The sequence below is a fragment of the Streptomyces fagopyri genome, from assembly GCF_009498275.1.
Taxonomy (GTDB): Bacteria; Actinomycetota; Actinomycetes; order Streptomycetales; family Streptomycetaceae; genus Streptomyces; species Streptomyces fagopyri.
The window spans coordinates 5,035,448-5,054,004 of record NZ_CP045643.1; the positions used below are offsets into that span (position 1 = coordinate 5,035,448).

General features: G+C 71.0%; 21 protein-coding genes. 16 read left to right on the forward strand and 5 right to left on the reverse strand.

Annotation, left to right across the window (positions count from 1 at the left end; all coding sequences use genetic code 11):
- Positions 1–23 precede the first annotated feature (23 nt).
- On the reverse strand, positions 24–1,223 hold the full coding sequence (locus tag GFH48_RS21660) for a S1C family serine protease (protein WP_153289835.1): 1,200 nt from the start codon (positions 1,221–1,223) through the stop codon (positions 24–26).
- 369 nt (positions 1,224–1,592) lie between these two features.
- Between GFH48_RS21660 and GFH48_RS21665 the strand changes: the two genes are divergently transcribed.
- The gene (locus tag GFH48_RS21665) at positions 1,593–3,338 is read left to right on the forward strand and encodes a trypsin-like serine protease (RefSeq protein WP_153289836.1); all 1,746 of its coding nucleotides are present in this window, start codon (positions 1,593–1,595) and stop codon (positions 3,336–3,338) included.
- Between the two features lie 320 nt (positions 3,339–3,658).
- Here the strand turns inward: GFH48_RS21665 and GFH48_RS21670 are convergent, their stop codons facing one another.
- Together GFH48_RS21670 and GFH48_RS21675 are read right to left on the reverse strand one after the other, a co-directional pair.
- Positions 3,659–4,681 (reverse strand): LacI family DNA-binding transcriptional regulator, encoded by a 1,023-nt coding sequence (locus GFH48_RS21670; RefSeq protein WP_153289837.1) that lies wholly within the window; start codon positions 4,679–4,681, stop codon positions 3,659–3,661.
- Between the two features lie 50 nt (positions 4,682–4,731).
- Entirely contained in the window at positions 4,732–5,523 is a 792-nt protein-coding gene (locus GFH48_RS21675) for a response regulator transcription factor (RefSeq protein ID WP_153289838.1), read from the reverse strand.
- A gap of 338 nt (positions 5,524–5,861) precedes the next feature.
- On the opposite strand from GFH48_RS21675, the gene GFH48_RS21680 reads away from it, so the two are divergent.
- The 8 genes from GFH48_RS21680 (at position 5,862) to GFH48_RS21710 (ending at position 11,616) form a co-directional block, all read left to right on the forward strand.
- On the forward strand, positions 5,862–6,761 hold the full coding sequence (locus GFH48_RS21680) for an alpha/beta hydrolase family protein (RefSeq protein ID WP_153289839.1): 900 nt from the start codon (positions 5,862–5,864) through the stop codon (positions 6,759–6,761).
- Positions 6,762–6,905: 144 nt separating this feature from the next.
- On the forward strand, positions 6,906–7,160 hold the full coding sequence (locus GFH48_RS21685) for a MoaD/ThiS family protein (RefSeq protein ID WP_153289840.1): 255 nt from the start codon (positions 6,906–6,908) through the stop codon (positions 7,158–7,160).
- An 8-nt stretch (positions 7,161–7,168) separates the two neighbouring features.
- Positions 7,169–8,482: a hypothetical protein gene (locus GFH48_RS21690; protein ID WP_153289841.1), complete on the forward strand. Its 1,314-nt coding sequence runs from the start codon at positions 7,169–7,171 to the stop codon at positions 8,480–8,482.
- A gap of 243 nt (positions 8,483–8,725) precedes the next feature.
- The gene (locus tag GFH48_RS21695; RefSeq protein ID WP_153289842.1) at positions 8,726–9,481 is read left to right on the forward strand and encodes an LmeA family phospholipid-binding protein; all 756 of its coding nucleotides are present in this window, start codon (positions 8,726–8,728) and stop codon (positions 9,479–9,481) included.
- A gap of 358 nt (positions 9,482–9,839) precedes the next feature.
- Complete coding sequence (locus tag GFH48_RS40140) at positions 9,840–9,920, forward strand: putative leader peptide (protein ID WP_350310325.1); 81 nt, start codon at positions 9,840–9,842, stop codon at positions 9,918–9,920.
- A 141-nt stretch (positions 9,921–10,061) separates the two neighbouring features.
- Complete coding sequence (locus GFH48_RS21700; RefSeq protein WP_153289843.1) at positions 10,062–10,901, forward strand: sulfurtransferase; 840 nt, start codon at positions 10,062–10,064, stop codon at positions 10,899–10,901.
- A gap of 29 nt (positions 10,902–10,930) precedes the next feature.
- A complete protein-coding gene (locus tag GFH48_RS21705; protein ID WP_018527919.1) occupies positions 10,931–11,218 on the forward strand; it encodes a DUF1416 domain-containing protein in 288 nt (95 codons plus the stop codon).
- A gap of 137 nt (positions 11,219–11,355) precedes the next feature.
- On the forward strand, positions 11,356–11,616 hold the full coding sequence (locus GFH48_RS21710) for a DUF3099 domain-containing protein (protein ID WP_153289844.1): 261 nt from the start codon (positions 11,356–11,358) through the stop codon (positions 11,614–11,616).
- A gap of 49 nt (positions 11,617–11,665) precedes the next feature.
- Here GFH48_RS21710 and GFH48_RS21715 read toward each other — a convergent pair whose 3' ends face one another.
- Positions 11,666–12,028, reverse strand: a complete 363-nt coding sequence (locus GFH48_RS21715; protein WP_153289845.1) for a DsrE family protein — start codon at positions 12,026–12,028, stop codon at positions 11,666–11,668.
- Positions 12,029–12,349: 321 nt separating this feature from the next.
- On the opposite strand from GFH48_RS21715, the gene GFH48_RS21720 reads away from it, so the two are divergent.
- The 7 genes from GFH48_RS21720 (at position 12,350) to ygfZ (ending at position 17,917) form a co-directional block, all read left to right on the forward strand.
- Positions 12,350–13,075 (forward strand): hypothetical protein, encoded by a 726-nt coding sequence (locus GFH48_RS21720; RefSeq protein ID WP_228120786.1) that lies wholly within the window; start codon positions 12,350–12,352, stop codon positions 13,073–13,075.
- The gene (locus GFH48_RS21725; RefSeq protein WP_228120801.1) at positions 13,072–14,073 is read left to right on the forward strand and encodes a hypothetical protein; all 1,002 of its coding nucleotides are present in this window, start codon (positions 13,072–13,074) and stop codon (positions 14,071–14,073) included. Before GFH48_RS21720 ends, GFH48_RS21725 begins: the two co-directional genes overlap by 4 nt.
- Entirely contained in the window at positions 14,070–15,101 is a 1,032-nt protein-coding gene (locus GFH48_RS21730; RefSeq protein WP_228120806.1) for a hypothetical protein, read from the forward strand. The genes GFH48_RS21725 and GFH48_RS21730 overlap by 4 nt, the downstream gene beginning before the upstream one ends.
- Before the next feature lie 247 nt (positions 15,102–15,348).
- Complete coding sequence (locus tag GFH48_RS21740) at positions 15,349–15,924, forward strand: FABP family protein (protein ID WP_153289847.1); 576 nt, start codon at positions 15,349–15,351, stop codon at positions 15,922–15,924.
- A gap of 93 nt (positions 15,925–16,017) precedes the next feature.
- Positions 16,018–16,392 carry a response regulator transcription factor gene (locus GFH48_RS21745; RefSeq protein ID WP_153289848.1) on the forward strand — a complete coding sequence of 125 codons (375 nt, stop codon included), beginning with the start codon at positions 16,018–16,020 and terminating at the stop codon, positions 16,390–16,392.
- Positions 16,393–16,402: 10 nt separating this feature from the next.
- The gene (locus GFH48_RS21750) at positions 16,403–16,825 is read left to right on the forward strand and encodes a Fur family transcriptional regulator (RefSeq protein ID WP_153289849.1); all 423 of its coding nucleotides are present in this window, start codon (positions 16,403–16,405) and stop codon (positions 16,823–16,825) included.
- Positions 16,826–16,951: 126 nt separating this feature from the next.
- On the forward strand, positions 16,952–17,917 hold the full coding sequence (gene ygfZ, locus GFH48_RS21755) for a CAF17-like 4Fe-4S cluster assembly/insertion protein YgfZ (RefSeq protein WP_153289850.1): 966 nt from the start codon (positions 16,952–16,954) through the stop codon (positions 17,915–17,917).
- A gap of 135 nt (positions 17,918–18,052) precedes the next feature.
- Here the strand turns inward: ygfZ and dtd are convergent, their stop codons facing one another.
- Positions 18,053–18,478: a D-aminoacyl-tRNA deacylase gene (gene dtd, locus GFH48_RS21760; protein ID WP_153289851.1), complete on the reverse strand. Its 426-nt coding sequence runs from the start codon at positions 18,476–18,478 to the stop codon at positions 18,053–18,055.
- Positions 18,479–18,557: the final 79 nt, after the last annotated feature.

The following is an 18,557-nucleotide window of genomic DNA, read 5'->3' on the forward strand; positions in this document are numbered from 1 at the left end:
TCGTCGGCCGGTGTCGGCTGACGTCAGTTGTCGGAGCCGCCGGCCCGCAGGTTCGCCAGGTCGGCCTTGACGGTGTTGATCGGGATGGCGAAGCCGAGGCCCACGCTGCCCGCCGCCGACGAGCTGGACGAGGAGTCCGAAGCCGCCGAGTACATCGCGGAGTTGATGCCGACGATGTTGCCGTTCATGTCGATCAGCGCGCCGCCGGAGTTGCCGGGGTTCAGGGACGCGTCGGTCTGGATCGCCTTGTACGTGGTGGTCGAGGAGCCGGTGTCGCCGTTGAACTGGCGGCCGCCGAAGGAGAACGGCCACTGATCGCCGCCGCCCTGCTGTTGCTGCCGGCCCTGGCTCTCGTCGGTGGAGACGGTCACGTCCCGGTCGAGGGCCGAGACGATGCCGCTGGTGACGGTGCCGGTCAGCCCCTCGGGGGAGCCGATCGCGACGACGTCGTCGCCGACCTGGACGCCGTCGGAGTTGCCGAGCGTGGCGACCTTCAGACCGGAGGGCGCGGCGGCCAGCTCGATGAGCGCGAGGTCCTTCTTGCTGTCGGTGCCGACGACCTTCGCGGTGTAGGACTTGCCGTCGTGCAGCTGCACCTTGATCGCGGAGGCACCCGAGACGACGTGGTTGTTGGTGACGATCTCGCCGCCGGACGTGATGATCACGCCCGAACCGGTGGACGAGCCGGCGTTCGAGGTCGCGCTGACCTCGACGATGCTGGGGCTGACCGCCTGGGCGACCCCGGCGACGGTACCCCTCTTGGCGGTGGGCACCACGGTGGTGCTGGTGCTGCTGCTGGACGCGGTGTCCTTGCCGGTCAGCTCCTGGATGCCGTACGCGGTGCCACCCCCGATGGCGGCGGCGACGATCGCGACCGCGGCGACCAGGGCCAGCGAACCCCTCGCGGGCTTCTTCCGCGCGGGCCCGGGCGGCACGGGGACCGCGGAGAACACCGCGGTGGAACCGGCCGGCGGCCCGGGGTGTCCCGGGTGGGCGCCGCCGCCATGGTGACCGCCGGCCGCGCCGCCGCCCTCCTGACCGGAGCCCGGCCACACGGTGGTGCCCGGTTCGGCGGCGACCGGCGGGACCGGTGCGTACGCCGGCGGGGCCGGCCACTCGGGGTTCACCGGAGAGGGGGCGGAGACAGGCTGCTGCTGGAGGTACGGGGACTGGTGGTCGTCGCCCTGGGGATACTCGCCGCTGCGGCGGAAGCTCTCGGTCATGACATGAGACTCCCGCGCGATCATGAGAGCTCCCTGAGTCCCCGCTGAGAAGCCCGACAGAACCTCGTATGCCCGATATAAAGGCGCCGGGACTCCGCACGTGCCGGGGAAACAACAGGTTGCGCCGGGGTGATGCCATGGAATGCGTCGGACGAATATTCGAATACCTGCTGTGTAGTACATGTGTTCTGGGGCGGGTGGGGCCTACGATCACCGCGCCGGAGGGGGGCTCCGCGGTGGTGCCTGAATCGACGCAGGCGGTTGGTCGGCCATGGCCGTGACCGCTGTCGTCGGTCGGGTCGGTGCGTCGTATGCCCTTCTCGGGCCACTCACGTCATGACCCACCCGCACCCATCCCAGGAGCCCTGAGTGATACGTGCTCTGCGCGACCGCTGGAGACGCCCCGTCACGGCGTTGCCCACGGCCGCTCTCGCGCTGGCGCTGACCTGCGCCGGCGCCTTCGCGGCGCAGCCCGCCCAGGCGGCGGACGGACCGTCGCTGCCGGACGTCGGCCAGGCGCAGCCCGCGAAGCCGACCGTCTCCGACAAGGAGCTGCGCCACCGGGTCGCCGAGGCCGTCAAGGACCAGGCGACCCCCGCGACGAGCCCCAAGAAGACGCCGTTCATCATCGGCGGCACCCCGACGACCATCTCCTCCGCGCCGTGGATGGTCCAGCTCTCCTACTACGACAGCGCGGCCGGCACCGGCTACTTCTGCGGCGGCACCCTCGTCGCCCCGAACAAGGTGCTGACGGCCGCCCACTGCGTCTCCGGCCTGAACTGGGTCAAGAACGGCGCGGTGGTGGCCGGTGCCACCGGTCTGCTGGACGACACGTCCGGCACGGTCGCGGGCGTCTACCGCCAGTGGAACCACCCGCACTACAACAGCGACACCGTGCAGAACGACATCGCGGTCCTCACCCTGGACCGTCCGCTGGAGCAGCAGTGGCAGCGGCTGGTGGCCGCCGGCGACAGCGCCTCCTACAAGGCGGGCAACTCCGCCACCGTCTACGGCTGGGGCCTGACCTCGGGCGCCGACGGTGCCGACCTGTCGGCCACGCTGCGCAAGGTCGACCTGCCGCTGGTCGCCGACTCCACCTGCAACAGTGCGATGCGGACGGTCCTCGGCGGGGACTACTTCGTCGAGGGCTCGATGTTCTGCGCGGGCACCCCGGCCACCGGCACCGACGAGGGCACCAAGAGCCCCTGCAACGGTGACTCCGGCGGTCCGGTGATCGTCGGCGGCAAGGTCGTCGGCATCGTCTCGTGGGGTGTCGCGGGCTGCACCGCGAAGGGCGCCTACCCCGTCTTCACCAAGGTGTCCTCGTACACCTGGGCCGCGCAGCCGCGCATCGACGACGCGGACCTGAGCTTCGACGGCAAGGCCGACCTGCTGGAGCGCACCCCCTCCGGGGGCCTGTTCGAGCAGGACAGCAAGGGCACCTCGCTGGCCACGCGCGCCTACCAGGGTGCCAACTGGCAGTACGCCAGCTGGGTCCTGCAGGCCGACCTGGACCGGGACTTCTTCCAGGACCTGATCGAGCGTGACAAGACCGACGGCAAGCTCTACCGCAGCTACCTGAACCACAGCACGGACGAGTTCGAGTGGATGCAGATCACCTCGGTGTGGGGCGGCTACAAGTCGTACGCCATCCCCGGTGACATGACGGGTGACGCCCGCCCCGACCTGGTCGCGGTGGACGCCGACGGCTCGGTCTACCTCTACCCGGGCAAGGGCAACGGCGAGTTCTACGGCCGCGTCAAGGTCGTCGACAAGGCCTGGAAGAACGTCAAGATCTTCGGTCACGGCGACCTGTCCGGCGACGGCCGCGCCGACCTGCTGGTCCGCAACAGCTCCGGCACCCTGTACCTCTACCGGGGCACGCAGGTCGAGCACACCCCGTGGTCGGCGCGGATCCAGGCCCGTACGGGCTGGAACTTCACCTCGTACGTCTCCAACGGCGACGTCACGGGCGACGGCATCGCCGATGTCATCACCCGCGACTCGGGCGGCACGCTCTGGCTCTACCCCGGCACCAACAAGGCCTCCAGCGACCTCTTCGGTTCGCGCAAGAGCCTCGGCACCGGCTTCAACCAGTACAACCTGCTGTTCTAGTCGATAGGTCGGCAGGACAGACACGTCGGCCCCGCTATCCGCGGGGCCGACGTGCCGTTTCGGCCCGTACTCGTAGGCCCGTACTCGTCGGCCCGTGGCGGGGCCGGTTCCCGGGGCCGCCTCAAGGGACTCGTCCTCAAGCGCCGGACGGGCTGAGAACACCTGGACGGCCCGAAAACACCTGCCCCGGGCGTCGGCCTTTCAGCGAGGGCGCGCACCCTCAGCCCGTCCGGCGTCCGGGGACGGCCCTTCGGGCGGGGGCGGGGGTCCAACGGGCGCGGCGCCCCTGGCGGGGGCCGGCCGCAGCCGGGCCCGTGGGCTCACACGCAGCCGCAGGACCGCCGCAGCACCAGCCGGGACGGAAACACCTTCAGCCGCTCGCGCCGCGATCCCGCGACCCGCAGCCCGTCGTCCAGTACGAGATCCACCGCCGCCCGGGCCATCGCCGAACGGTCGGACGCGATCGTCGTCAGCGGCGGATCCGTCAGCGCGGCTTCCTTGACGTCGTCGAAGCCGGCCACGGCCAGCTCCCCCGGCACGTCGATGCGCAGCTCACGGGCGGCGCGCAGCACGCCGATCGCCTGGTCGTCGGTGGAGCAGAAGATGGCGGGCGGCCGGTGCGGTCCGGCGAGGATCTGCAGGCCCACCTGGTACGCGTCGTAGCGGTTGTAGGGGGCCTCGAAGAGCCGGCCCTCGGTGGGGATGCCGGCCTCCTGCATGGCGCGCCGCCAGCCCTCGACGTGGTCGGAGACCGGGTCGCCGACGACGGGGGTCTCCGCGATGCCGCCGAGGCAGGCCACGTAGTCGTAGCCGTGTTCGAGCAGGTGGCGGGTGGCGAGCTGGGCGCCGCCGATGTCGTCGGTGACCACCGCCACGTCGTCGATCGCCTCGGGCCGTTCGTGCAGCAGCACGACGCGGGCGTCCCAGGCCTCGATCTCCGCGGCAGCGTTGTCATTGAGCGCGTGGCTGACGAGGATCAGGCCGGAGACCCGCATGCCGAGGAAGGCGCGCAGGTAGTGGACCTCGCGCTCGGCGATGTAGTCGGAGTTGCCGACCAGGACCATTTTCCCGCGCTCGGCCGCGGCCTGCTCGACGGCGTGCGCCATCTCGCCGAAGAAGGGCTGGCGCGCGTCCGGCACGATCAGGCCTATGAGCTCGGTCCGCCGCGACGCCATGGCCTGGGCGACCCGGTCGGGCCGGTACCCCAGCTCCTTGATCGCGGCGAGAACGCGCTCGCGCGTGGCCGGGGCAACCGGCCTCGGTCCGTTGTTGATGACATAGCTGACGACGGCGGTGGAAGTACCCGCCAGTCGCGCCACATCGTCCCTCGTCACCTTGGCCACGCGCGGAGTCTACGCGGATGGACCCGCCTCTGGGCAGGGCGTACGGAGGCTTACCGGACCTCGGTTTTGGCCTCGACCGCGTGCGCGGCGCCGAGGTGCGCCGTCTCGTCCGCATCCGCCGCCTTTGGCTGTGCGGCCTTGGCCTTCGCCTCGTCCGCGGCCCGCTCCACCTTCTCCGGCGTAACGAATCGATAACCGACGTTCCGGACGGTTCCGATCAGCGACTCGTGCTCGGGGCCGAGCTTGGCGCGCAGCCGTCGTACGTGGACGTCGACCGTCCGCGTGCCGCCGAAGTAGTCGTAGCCCCAGACCTCCTGGAGCAGCTGTGCGCGGGTGAAGACCCGGCCCGGGTGCTGCGCGAGGTACTTGAGGAGCTCGAACTCCTTGAAGGTCAGGTCGAGGACCCGGCCCTTGAGCTTGGCGCTGTACGTCGCCTCGTCCACGGAGAGGTCGCCGTTGCGGATCTCCATGGGGGAGTCGTCGTTGACGATCTGCTGCCGGCCCATGGCGAGCCGCAGCCGGGCCTCGACCTCGGCCGGACCGGCGGTGTCGAGGAGAACGTCGTCGATGCCCCAGTCGGCGGTGACAGCCGCGAGACCGCCCTCCGTCACGACGAGGACGAGGGGACAGCCGGGTCCAGTCGAGCGCAGCAGCTGGCACAGGCTGCGCACCTGCGGGAGATCACGGCGGCCGTCGATCAGGATGACGTCGGCGCCAGGAGTGTCGACGAGGGCGGGGCCCTCCGCCGGAGCCACTCGCACGTTGTGCAGGAGCAGACCGAGAGCGGGCAGCACCTCCGTCGACGGCTGAAGGGCATTGGTCAGGAGCAGCAGAGAACTCATCGCGTCCCTCCCCCGGACTCCCGGCCTCGCTCGAGCAGGGGGGACCCCCATGCCTGGGTCGTCCTACGTTTGTGCACGGTTCGCTCGCCCATAACGTCTGGTTCCTCCTCGGTCCCTGTATGGGGGTACCTCCCACGCCCTCGGGGCGGTGGGGGAGTTTGCGGCACTGCTTCCTTGCTTTTCTTCCCCTGCGGCGCGGCTCCCGGTCCGAGGGAGTCGCCGTGCCTCCGTGGGCTTCGTACACCGGCGGTTTCCCGTTTCGTATACAACGCTTCAGAAAGCACAAAAGGACCCGGGGGCTTCACTGCCCGAGTCCTCTGCCCAGCAGAATAGCCCACATGAGCTCAGGTCCGGCAGGTCAAGTGACGGGATCTTCCCTTCGTCCATCCCTTGAGACGGCCTCGCGCGCCCCTTTGCGGAGGTTTCTGCGCACTGTCGACGGGGTGACGATCGACGCGGCGTACGACCCCGCGCGGGGGGCTGCCGATGACGTGACCGGGAGCCTGGCGATCGTCGTGGCGCACGGTTTCACGGGCGGCCTCGACCGCCCGCACGTGCGCCGGGTGGTCGGTGTCCTCGGGCGGGACGCGGCGGTGGTCACGTTCTCCTTCCGAGGCCACGGTGGTTCCGGCGGGCGTTCCACCGTCGGTGACCGCGAGGTCCACGATCTGGACGCCGCCGTGGGATGGGCCCGTGAACTGGGGCACACGCGGGTGGCCACCGTCGGATTCTCGATGGGCGGGTCGGTGGTGCTCCGGCACGCGGCGATGCACGGGGAAGCAACCGACGAGCGAGGGGAGCGGGGGGAGCACGCGGAGCATGGGGGGCACGAGGGGCGCACGGAGGCGCGTACGGACGCCGTGGTTTCGGTGAGTGCGCCGGCCCGCTGGTACTACCGCGGTACGGCTCCCATGCGGCGTCTGCACTGGCTGGTCACCCGACCGGCGGGACGGGTGGTCGGCCGTTACGGACTGCGGACGCGCATCCACTCCCGCGACTGGGACCCGGTACCGGCCTCGCCCGTCGAGTCGGTCCCGCTCATCGCGCCCACTCCGCTGCTGATCGTCCACGGCGACCAGGACGGCTACTTCCCCCTGGACCACCCGCGGATGCTCGCCGAGGCCTCCGGCGGCCACGCCGAACTCTGGGTGGAACACGGGATGGGCCACGCCGAGCACGCGGCCCGCGACGAACTGTTGGCCCGCATCGGTGCGTGGGCGGCTTCGGCCGCGGGCTAGCCTGACCGTGTCCGCAGGATCCACCGACGCGTGTATCCACTGACGCACGTATCCATTGACGCACGTATTCACGTATTCACTGAAGGCACGTACCGACCGATCCGCCGGTCCACTGGATCCGCGGTCCACCGATTGAGGAACGACATGGCAAAGGGCACGGTGCGTTACTGGGCCGCCGCCAAGGCCGCGGCAGGTGTCGCCGAGGAGCCGTACGACGCGGGCACGCTCGCCGAGGCGCTCGACGGGGCCCGTGCGCGGCACCCCGGCGAACTCGTCGGCGTCCTGCGGCGCTGCTCGTTCCTCATCGACGGCGACCCCGTGGGTACCCGCGGGCATGAGACGGTACCGCTGGCCGAGGGCGGCACGGTCGAGGTGCTCCCGCCGTTCGCAGGAGGGTGAGCGACACGATGAGCAACCAGCCGTACGAGCCCCGGTTCGAGCCCCCGCACGAGGGGCACGACCCGTATCAGCAGCCTCAGCAGCCTCAGCAGCAGGCCGACTGGCAGCAGCACACCCAGCAGTGGGAGGGCCAGACCTGGGAGACCCAGGTGCAGCCCACGACGCCGGCCGCCGACGCCGCGTACGTGCCGCCCCGGACGTCCGAGGGCCGGCAGGCGCCGCAGGGCCACCAGCAGGCATCCCAGGGCTACGCGGAACCGCAGGGCTCCGGGCATCCGCAGAACTCCGGTCACCAGGGCTCCGGGCACGCGCAGGTCTCCGGACGTCCGCAGGGCAACGGGTACGCGCAGGGCACCCCGCACGCGCAGGCGTACGGGTACGGTGCCGCGGCCCGGCCGGTGCCCCAGGAACCCGCAGCGCAGGGCTGGGACCACGCCAGGCCCCAACAGCACCCCGAGGCGTCGTCCGCGCCCATGGCGGGGTCCGCCGCCCCGGCGGCCGGCGTCGCCCCGGGCGCCGAGGCCGCGTCCGGCTACGGACCCGCGACCGTCACCGGCAACGCCCGCGTCACCGACGCCCAGCGCGCCCGCGCCGAGGGCCGCTCGCCCGTCATCGAGCCCGGCATCCAGCCGGCCGCGCTCACCGCGGCGCTCGCGCTGCTGCTCGCCGGCACGGCGGCCATCGGGGAGTACGCCCTCGTCGTCCCGCTGGTGCTGCTGCAGGCCGTCACCGCGGCGGGCTGGTTCCGGCTGAACGGGATGTGGCCGGCCCGGCAGGGCATCGCGCTGGCGTTCCTGGGCGCGGTCACCGCCGACGTGGTGCTGCTCGCGGCCGGCCGGGAGAACGCGCCCGCCGCGATCCTCGGCACCCTCGGCGTGTGGGTCCTGCTCACCCTCGTCCTGCAACTGCGCAGCCACGCCGACCCGGACACCCGGATGTACGGCCTGATGGCGACCGTCGTCTCGGCGGCGCTGTCGGTCATCGCGGCAGGCCACCTCGCGGCCGAGCCGGACGCCGTCACGGTGGGCGCCGCCGCGGTCGCGGTGGCGATCCTGGTCCGCGCGCTGCCGCTGCCCACCGCCGTCTCCGTGGTGGTGGCCCTGCTGGCCGCCACCGGCGCGGGATTCGTGGTCGGCGGCATGACGGACCTGGGCGGCCGGGGCGCCTTCCTCGGTCTCGGCGCCGGTGTGTGCGCGCTGATCGGCCACCGGGTCGCCAGTTACGACTACCCGTCGCGTTTTGTGCACTTCACGGCCGGTGTGGCTCTCCCGCTGGCGGCTGCCGCTCCGGCGGTCTATCTGCTGGGCAGGGCGCTGGGCTAGTTGGACAGCCGGTGCCGCTGCCGCGGCGGCCCGTGCCACCGCGGCGGGCGACGTCCGGGCATCCTCCGGGCGGCGCCCGGGCGGTGTCCGGGTCCCGCCGGCGAATCGGGACCCCTTCGCCGTTCGTCACAGATGATCGACAACCGCTCCGGAGGGCCCCGTCACGGGGTCCTTGGGGGTTAGGTTCACGCTGGACGGCCATGTCGGCCGCCCGGACCCGGTCTAGGTGAGGGAATCCCGAGCATGCGCGCACTGCGAATAATTCTGGTCGTCACCATCATCCTGGGCGGGCTGTTCGTGATCGCGGACCGCGTGGCGGTCGGTTTCGCGGAGAACAAGGCGGCGGACCGGATCAAGAGCAGCGAGGGCCTCGCCACCACCCCCGACGTGTCCATCGAGGGCTTCCCCTTCCTCACCCAGGTGGCCGGCGGCGAACTCGACGACGTGAAGATCGGCATCAAGGACTACGAGGCGTCGGCGGAGGGCACCAAGGGCACCGCGGGGGGCGCGGGCACCATCCGCATCGACACCCTGAACGCCGAGATGCACGGCGTCAGCTTCAACGGCGGCTACAGCTCCGCCACCGCGGACAGCGCCTCCGGCTCCGCGACCGTCTCCTACGCCGAACTGCTCAAGGCCGCCAGGTCCCAGCCCACGGATGTCGCCCCCGGCGTCACCGCGCAGGTCATCGGGCTCTCCGACGGCGGGAACGGCAAGATCAAGGTCGAGATCACGGCCACCGTCCTCGGCACCAAGCTGCCCCAGCCGGTCTCGGTGCTCAGCTCCGTCGCCGTGGTCGGGGGCAACACCGTCAAGGTGCACGCCGAGGGACTGCCCAAGCTGGGCGTGGACCTCGCCGAGGGCCGGATCCGCACGGTCACCGACTTCGAGCAGAAGATCGACGGGCTGCCGGGCGGCATCAAGCTCGACAAGGTCGAGGCGGCTTCGGACGGCGTGGACATCTCGGTGAAGGGTTCGGACGTCAAGCTCGTCGGGTAAGAGGATTGACGGCTCCCCCCGGGACCGCGGTTCCGGCTGCGGCAGGGACGCGCGGCGCCCGCGCCGCGCGCAGTGGGCGGGAGTTGCATCCGGAAGTGACGGCCGGAGACGGCGTCCGGAAGTGACGGCCGGAGACGGCGGTCGCGCGGGACAGCCGGCGGCGAGGCGCGGCTGTCCGAAAGGCGAGACAAGCCCGTCCGCACGGCAGATGCGCGGGGGACGCGCCACCGGTCGCCGGGGCCCGGCGACCGGACCGAAGTGGTTTTGATGGTCATCTCATCCCACATCCCGGACGATCCCATCTCATGATGCGACACGGCGGTGACATGTCCGGCTGTCCGTCCCTACGATCGGACGCATGAAGCGACAGGCGGACCTCACGAAGCGGCGGGCAGTAGACCTGTGCCGCGTCGCCGCCATGCTCTGTCGCACCTTCTAGCGGGGGCGTTCGCCCATCCGCCCTGCCCCGGCCCTTCTGTGCCAGGGACCCCCGTGCGCGCCGCCCGGCCGAGCCGGGCACGACCGCGCACCCTCTCTCTAACGCACCGCCCCGCCGCAACTGCCCCGGAGGAGAAAGAGCATGAGCCGCAGCGACGTCCTGGTAGACGCCGACTGGGTCCAGGCCCACCTGGACGACCCGAGCGTGGCCCTCGTCGAGGTCGACGAGGACACGTCCGCGTACGAGAAGAACCACATCAGGAACGCGATCCGGATCGACTGGACCAAGGACCTCCAGGACCCGGTCCGCCGTGACTTCATCGACCAGGAGGGCTTCGAGAAGCTCCTGTCGTCGAAGGGCATCGGCAACGACACGCTGGTCGTCCTCTACGGCGGCAACAACAACTGGTTCGCGTCCTACGCCTACTGGTACTTCAAGCTCTACGGCCACGAGAGCGTGAAGCTCCTCGACGGCGGCCGCAAGAAGTGGGAGCTCGACTCCCGCGACCTCGTCGCCGAGGTGCCCGAGCGCGCCGCGACCGACTACAAGGCCAAGGCCCAGAACACGGCGATCCGCGCCTTCCGTGACGACGTGGTCGCCGCGATCGGCTCGCAGAACCTGGTCGACGTCCGTTCGCCCGACGAGTTCAGCGGCAAGCTGCTCGCCCCGGCGCACCTTCCGCAGGAGCAGTCGCAGCGTCCGGGCCACGTCCCGAGCGCGCGCAACATCCCCTGGTCGAAGAACGCCAACGACGACGGCACCTTCAAGTCGGACGACGAGCTCAAGGAGCTCTACGCCGACGAGCAGGTCGACCTCGCCAAGGACACGATCGCGTACTGCCGCATCGGTGAGCGTTCCGCGCTCACCTGGTTCGTGCTGCACGAGCTGCTCGGCGTGGAGAACGTCAAGAACTACGACGGTTCCTGGACCGAGTACGGCTCCCTGGTCGGCGTCCCGATCGAGCTCGGCGCCAACAAGTAACCTCCAAGGCCTGAAGGACGGAATCGAATATGTGTGGAGCGAAGGCCGGCGGCCCCGACGCGTCGACGATCAAGCCTGGTGAGACCACCATCCAGGGCCAGGTGACCCGCGACGGCGAGCCCGTCACCGGTTACGTGCGTCTGCTGGACTCGACCGGCGAGTTCACCGCGGAGGTCCCCACCTCCGCGACGGGCCAGTTCCGTTTCTACGCGGCCGAGGGCACCTGGACCGTACGCGCCCTGGTCCCCGGCGGCACCGCGGACCGCACGGTCGTCGCCCGGACGGGCGGCCTCGCCGAGGTCGCCATCGCCGTCTGACGGCACCCGCAGCACCTTGAACGGCCGAAGGGCCGCGTCCCCGGGTCGAACGCCCGGGGACGCGGCCCTTCGGCACGTCCGCGGGCGGTCCCGTACGGTCCCGCGCCGGACCGCTTCCGTGGACCTACTCTGGACGTATGTACGCACGACGGCGGCACGTGTACTTCGCCATGATGGGGACGTGCATCGGTCTCTTCGTCCTGGCCTGGGGAGTCGTGCGGATCTGGTCGATTCCCGCGGCCGTGGGGATGTGCGTGGTGGCGATGGTGATCCCGCCGCTCGCCGCGATGGTGGCCAACCGGCGCGGTCCCGAGGACCGCTGGTGGGACGACCCGTCGGGGGACCCCAAGTCCGACGAGTGGTGGGACGAGCTGGACGGGAAGAAGCGGCGGCCGTAGCGGCCGCGGCCCCGAGCCCCTCCGCGCACGTCCGGCCGGGGGCGGCCGCTCAGTAGACGAGCGCCTGCGTGTCGTCCGCGACGGCCTCCTGGACGAAGACCTGGGCGCCCGCGATGCGCACGCCCTCCAGCACGTCCTTCTCCGTGATGTCCCGGCGGGCCGCGCACTGGGTGCACAGCGTGATGCGGCCCGCCGCGAGGATCGAGTCGATCAGACCGGGCAGCGGGGCCGCGTGGGGAAGCTCGAACTCGGCGGCCCGGCCCGGCAGGGCGAACCACGCGGACTCCCCGGTCAGCCAGAGGGAGACGTCGACGCCGCTGGCCACGGCCACCGCCGCCACCGTGAACGCCTGTGAGCAGCGTTCCGGGGCGTCGGACCCGGCCGTCACCTTGATCAGGAGCTTCTTCGCCATGGCTGCATGGTAGTCGGCGGAGTCCGAATCGTGATCAAGACCCATGCAACCCCGTGGCCCAGCCATGGGTCTCCTGTGCGCGCGGATACGGAATCCGTGCTTCGCGTTCTGTGGGGGGACGGGTTGGAAGTCGAGGCAGTACCCGAAACATCCGAAGCGGCCGAGGCGTCTGGGCAAGGACCTCAGGCACCACAGCCGCTCGAAGAGAAGACCGGGCTGACGCCCGGGGAGATGTCCGAGCAAGCGCCCGAAAGGGCGGCCGAACAGGCACCCGACGCGGCTGACGTGACCGGCGTATCTGACGCGCCCGACGTGTCTGACGTGCCTGACGCGACCGGCGTACCCGTCGTGCGTCGGCGTCGTCGCGGGCGTACGACCCTGTTGATCGCCACGGCCGCCGTGCTGGGGCTGGTCGCCGGTACCTGCGCCGGCTTCCTCGTCCAGGCCGACCGTGAGCCCACCGAGCTGCCGTCGCTCTCGCAGCCGGTGGTCGCCCAGGCGCGGGGAGCGGGTCCCGAACCCCTCTCGGCCGCACAGGACCGCCAGGTGAAGACCGACGGCGACCTCCGCAAGCTGCTGCTGAACCGGCCGAAGGGGACCAAGGAGTCGGACTTCGCACCGGGCCACGACGGCTGGCTGGACCTCGCCGACTACGCGCACCAGCTCAGCGACTCGGACGACCAGTTCGGCGCGCTCGTCGGCAACGAGTTCCGCCGCGCGGCCGACACCACGTGGCAGGTGGGCGACACGTACGACGTGGAGATCAGGCTCGTGCAGTTCCGCCAGGAGGAGAAACCCGCCGCCGAGGAATGGGCCGGCAACTGGAAGGTGGGCGGCCTTCGCGGCTGGTCCCTTCCCGGCACGGGCGAGGGCATGGTCTACGTCGCCGCGAAGCCGGAGACCGAGGCGGGATACCTGCCGGTGTACCGAGCGGAGGCCCACGCCTCGCGCGGCGACATCGCCATGGAGATCTGGATCTACGACAGCAAGCCGATCCCGAAGAAGACGATCATGGATCTGGCCAGACGGCAGATGGAGCGGCTGTGAACGAGCAACCGGCGAATCCGCTGGACGCGGGCGCCGTCCCCACGGCCGCGACGCCCGAGCCGGCCGCGACGCCCGAGGTGACGGCGACGGAGTCGTCCTCCGTGTCCGAGGTGACGGCGCCTGTGTCCTCCCCGGTGCCCGAGCAGGCGGTGGCCGAGTCCCTTGCCGCGCCCGGAACGGCGGCGCCCGGGTCCGCCGACGGGTCCGGGGCGATCCTGCCCGAGCCCGCTCCGGCCAAGAAGCCCGTACGCCGTGGCCGTATCGCCGCCGTCGCCGGTTCCGTCCTGCTCGTCGCGGCTGTCGTCGGCGGCGCCGGCTACACCGTGGTGACCGTCCAGGACGCCGACCGGGACCCCGGCGCGCCGTCGTGGACCTTCCCGGTCCCCGCTCCCGACGAGGCCAAGAAGGCGAAGGCCTCCTCGGGACTCGCCGCGATGCTCGTGCCGTACGGCACCGAAGGCTGGAGCCGGGGACCGGACATCGGCGAGTTCGGCTCCGACGCCTCACTGAGCGGGGCCGAGGCCACCGCTCTGCGCAAGGAGGCGCTGCGCGATCTGCCGCGTTCCCAGCGGCGGAGCCTGGAGAGGCAGATCGACAAGCAGCACACCAAGGGCATCGCGATGCGCAGCTACCTCAGCACCTCCAGCGGGTTCGACTCCACGCTGTACGCCCACGGCGCTTTCACCGTGAGCGTCGAGCTGGCCCAGATCGAGGACAAGGCGGCGGTGAAGAGCATCTCGACGTTCCAGAACGAGTTCTTCGGCGCCCTCAAGATCTTCCGCAAGGGGCCCGCGATCAAGGATCACAAGAACGCCAAGTGCTTCCTGCCGCCCAAGGACAAGGACGAGAAGCTCGACATGATGGTCTGCTCCGCCTACCAGGGTGACGTGCTGGTCAGCGTGACCGCCTCCGCGGTCAAGCCGCTGGACACCAAGGGCGTCGCGATGCTGCTGCGCGAGCAGCTCGACCGCATCGCCGAGCCGGGGGAGGCGGTATGACCGAGCCGACGCACTCCACCGAGGCCGGGGCGGCGACACCCGCCGAGGAGCGGACCGCGCCGGCACCCGCGCCCGAGGTCCCGCCGACGGCCGCCGTGCCCGCGACGCCGCCGCCGGCCGCGGAACCCGAGGCGCCGCCCACGGCCGCCGTGCCCGGGGCGCCCGCCGCGACCGCCGACCCGGCGGAGGCATCCGTGCCCGCGGTCGCCGGTTCCGAGTCGCCGTCCACGGGTGATGAACCCCGGACTTCCCCGGCCCCGCGCAAGGACCGCCGGGTGCTGCGGGCCGTGCTCCGCTGGACCGCCGCCGCCGTGGTCTTCGCGGCGGTCGGTACATCCGCCGCGTACGGCATCACGGGGATGGACCGTACCGACGTACCCGGTCTGGCGACGGAGTCGGACGGGCGCTGGGACTATCCGACGATCAGCATGCCGCCGCTGCCCTCGGGCAGCCCGCGCGCGTTCGCCGAGTCGAACAGGGGCGGCACCCACTACGCCGACCTGCGCAGGCTCGTACTGCCCGCCCCGAACGGCGCACACGCCGACCCGGCGTTGCGCGGTGCGGACGGCTGGCTCGCGACGAAGACGTTCCTGGCGGAGTACGGCACACAGGTCGACCGGGAGAACCTCGGGCAGCAGTTGACCGACCACGGCCTGCGGCACATCGCGGCACGCGGGTGGACGACGCCGGACGGTACGCACACGCGGATCTACCTGTTGCAGTTCGGCACCGCCGCCGTCGCGGACGAGATGAACTCGCCTGGGCTGACCAACTACGACATGCCGAGCCACGAGATGCGCGGAGCCGGGCTGACGAAGGCGGACGAGCAGTTCTCCACCCACGCCACGGTCGACGACGTGACCCGTCACGCGTTCGTCGAGACCAAGCCGTACGGCGCCGAGCAGGTCCGCGAGGCGTACCTCGCGGCCGGGGACACCCTCGCCGTGATCGTGCAGTCCCGCAAGGGCGCCGCGAAGGCCGTGCCCTTCCAGCAGACGGTGACCCTGCAGAGCCAGCTGCTGGGCTGAGCCGCCAGGGTGTACCTCGCAGAGAGAGCCGGGCCCCGCACGACTAGAGTGGGGTCCGGTTCTCGTACCGCCTGTCACCGCCCACCACCGCGTCACCCCGAGGAGCACCCCGTGCTTGAGGCATTCTTCGAAGCCCTGCTGGTTCTGGTCTGCGTCGGCGTTCTGGCCTTCGCCGGGCTGACCGTGAAGAAGCTGTACCAGGGCCAGCGCTGACCCCGCCTCTGACGTCGACGACGAAAAGCTGATCATGATCGAGATCCCGTCCGACCTCCACAAGGACCTGCTCCCCCTTGCCTTCCTGATCGGCAACTGGGCCGGCGCGGGTGTCCACGACTTCCCCGGCTCCGAGAAGTGCAACTTCGGGCAGGAGCTCACCTTCAGCCACGACGGGCGGGACTTCCTGGAGTACCACTCGCACACCTGGGTGCTCGACGCCGACGGGAACAAGGTGCGGCCGCTGGAGTCCGAGTCCGGCTTCTGGCGCATCGACGCGCAGCGCAAGGTCGAGGCCGTCATGACCCGCGACGACGGTGTCGTCGAGATCTGGTACGGCGACCTGGCCGACAAGAAGCCGCAGATCGACCTGGTCACGGACGCGGTGGCGCGAACGGCCGCGTCCGGTCCGTACACCGGCGGCAAGCGCCTGTACGGCTATGTGAAGAGCGACCTCATGTGGGTCGGCGAGAAGCAGACCCCCGAGGTCGAGCTGCGCCCCTACATGTCCGCGCACCTGAAGAAGGTCGTCACCCCGGAGGACGTCGAGCGCTGGGCCAAGGCCCTGCCGGACGACATGCCGGACGACGGGATCGCGTTCTTCAAGTAGACCCGGCGCGGATCGCGTCGTCGGTCGCGTCTCTCAAGCGATGTACAGGGAAAGTTCACGCTTCTCTGATGTGGGGCCGGTAACTCTACGAGGGTGACCGGTCCCACTTTCCGTCCCGAAGTGCCCCCGAACCCACCCGTACCCGTACCCGTACCCGCGGCCGTGCCCGCTCCCGCCCGGGTGCTCGTCGTCGACGACGAGCAGGACGTGCGTGAGCTGCTCACCGAGACCTTCCGGCTGGCGGGCTTCGCCGTCACCGCGGTCGGCACCGGCGTCGCCGCGCTGAACACCGCGTACGCCGAGACCCCCGACCTCGTCGTGCTCGACGTACGCCTCCCGGACTTCGACGGCGCGGACGTCGCCCGCATCCTGCGTGACGCCGGCCGCGAGGTCCCGGTGGTCCTCCTCCCCAAGCCCTTCAGCCTGGAGAACGTCGTGACGCGCGTCAGGGAGATCCTGGCGGCCTAGACTGGGCCGTGTGGTAGGCACCGACTGGAAGAGCGATCTGCGGCAGCGCGGTTACCGGCTGACTCCGCAGCGGCAGCTTGTGCTCGAAGCCGTGGACACACTGGAACACGCGACCCCGGACGACATCCTGGTCGAAGTGCGCAAAACGGCTTCCGGCGTGAACATCTCGACGGTCTACAGAACGCTGGAGCTGCTCGAGGAGCTGGACCTGGTCAGCCACGCGCACCTCGGGCACGGCGCGCCGACGTACCACCTGGCCGACCGCCACCACCACATCCACCTGGTGTGCCGGGACTGCACGAACGTCATCGAGGCCGACATCTCGGTCGCCGCGGAGTTCACCGCGAAGCTCCGTGACACCTTCGGCTTCGAGACGGACATGAAGCACTTCGCGATCTTCGGCCGCTGCGAGGACTGCGCGGCCAAGAAGTAGGGCCGAGAGCCAGGAGCCGAGAACCAGCGGCTGAGAACCAGGGGCCGAGAAGCAGGGGCCGAGAAGCAGGCCTTCCGGGAAATGAGAAATAAATTCGGCGGCTGGCAGGTCGTAGGCTGTGTGGATATGAAGAGCCCTCTCCTGGCCCTGCCCGGCGCGGTCCCCGCCGAGGGCGTCGACGAAGACGTCGCCGCCCACTACGGCGACCTGTTCCGTGAACAGCGCGCCCTCGCCGACGGCACCGGCTTCGTGGACCTCTCGCACCGCGGCGTCGTCGCCGTCACGGGCGAGGACCGGCTGAGCTGGCTGCACCTGCTGCTCACCCAGCACGTCACGGACCTCCCGGCCGGCCGTGCCACCGAGGCGCTGATCCTCTCCGCGCACGGCCACATCGAGCACGCGCTCTACCTCGTGGACGACGGCACGACGACCTGGGCCCACGTGGAGCCCGGCACCCAGGACGCGCTGATCGCGTACCTGGAGTCCATGAAGTTCTTCTACCGCGTCGAAGTCACCGACCGCACGGGCGACTTCGCGGTCGTGTACCTGCCGGCCGGTTCGATCGCCGAGGTCCCCGAGGGCGTCGTCGTCCGTGAGACCCCGTACGGGCGTGACCTCCTCCTTCCGCGCACGGACCTGGAGTCGTACGCGGGCAAGGCCGGTCCGGCCGCCGGGCTGCTCGCCCACGAGGCGCTGCGCGTCGAACACCACCGCCCGCGGCTCGGCTTCGAGACCGACCACCGCACCATCCCGCACGAGCTGGGCTGGATCGGCAGCGCCGTGCATCTGCAGAAGGGCTGCTACCGGGGCCAGGAGACGGTGGCCCGGGTGCAGAACCTGGGCAAGCCCCCGCGCCGGCTGGTCTTCCTGCACCTCGACGGCAGCGAGGTGCACCTTCCGCCGCGCGGCGCCGAACTCCGCCTGGCGGGCGACGGCCCCGACGGCCGGAAGATCGGGTTCATCACCACCGCCGTACGGCACCACGAGCTCGGCCCGATCGCACTGGCCCTGGTGAAGCGGAACGTACCGCTCGACGCGCCGCTGCTCGCGGACACCACGGCCGCGGCGCAGGAAGTCGTCGTCGAGCCGTAGCGGCCCCCGCTCACGGCCGCCGCCCGCCCATGGCGGCCCCCGCTCACGGCCGCCGCCCGCCCATGGCGTGCGCCGCCCACGGCCGCCGCCTGGCGGCAGCCGTCACCCGCGCGCGGCCGTCACCCGCCGCGGCCGTCACATGTCGATGACGACGGTGAACGGGCCGTCGTTCGTCAGGGAGACACGCATCCGGGCGCCGAAACGGCCCGTCGCCACCGTCGCGCCCAGTGCGCGGAGCCGGGCGACGACCTCGTCGACGAGGGGCTCGGCGACATCGCCGGGGGCGGCCGCGTTCCAGGTGGGGCGGCGGCCCTTACGGGCGTCGCCGTACAGCGTGAACTGGCTGATCACGAGCAGCGGCGCGTCGATGTCGCTGCACGACTTCTCGTCGCCCAGCATGCGGATCGACCAGAGTTTGCGGGCCAGTTGGGCCGCCTTCTCCTTGGTGTCGTCGTGCGTGACGCCGACGAGCACGCACAGGCCCTCGCCGTCGATCGCCCCGACCGTCTCGCCGTCCACGACGACGCTCGCGCCGTCCACCCTCTGCACCACCGCACGCATGGTGACCATCATGCCGTGTACGGCGAGGACCGCTTCGGAGGGTCCCGGCGAAGTCCTCCGGACGTTCCGGAGGTCCCTG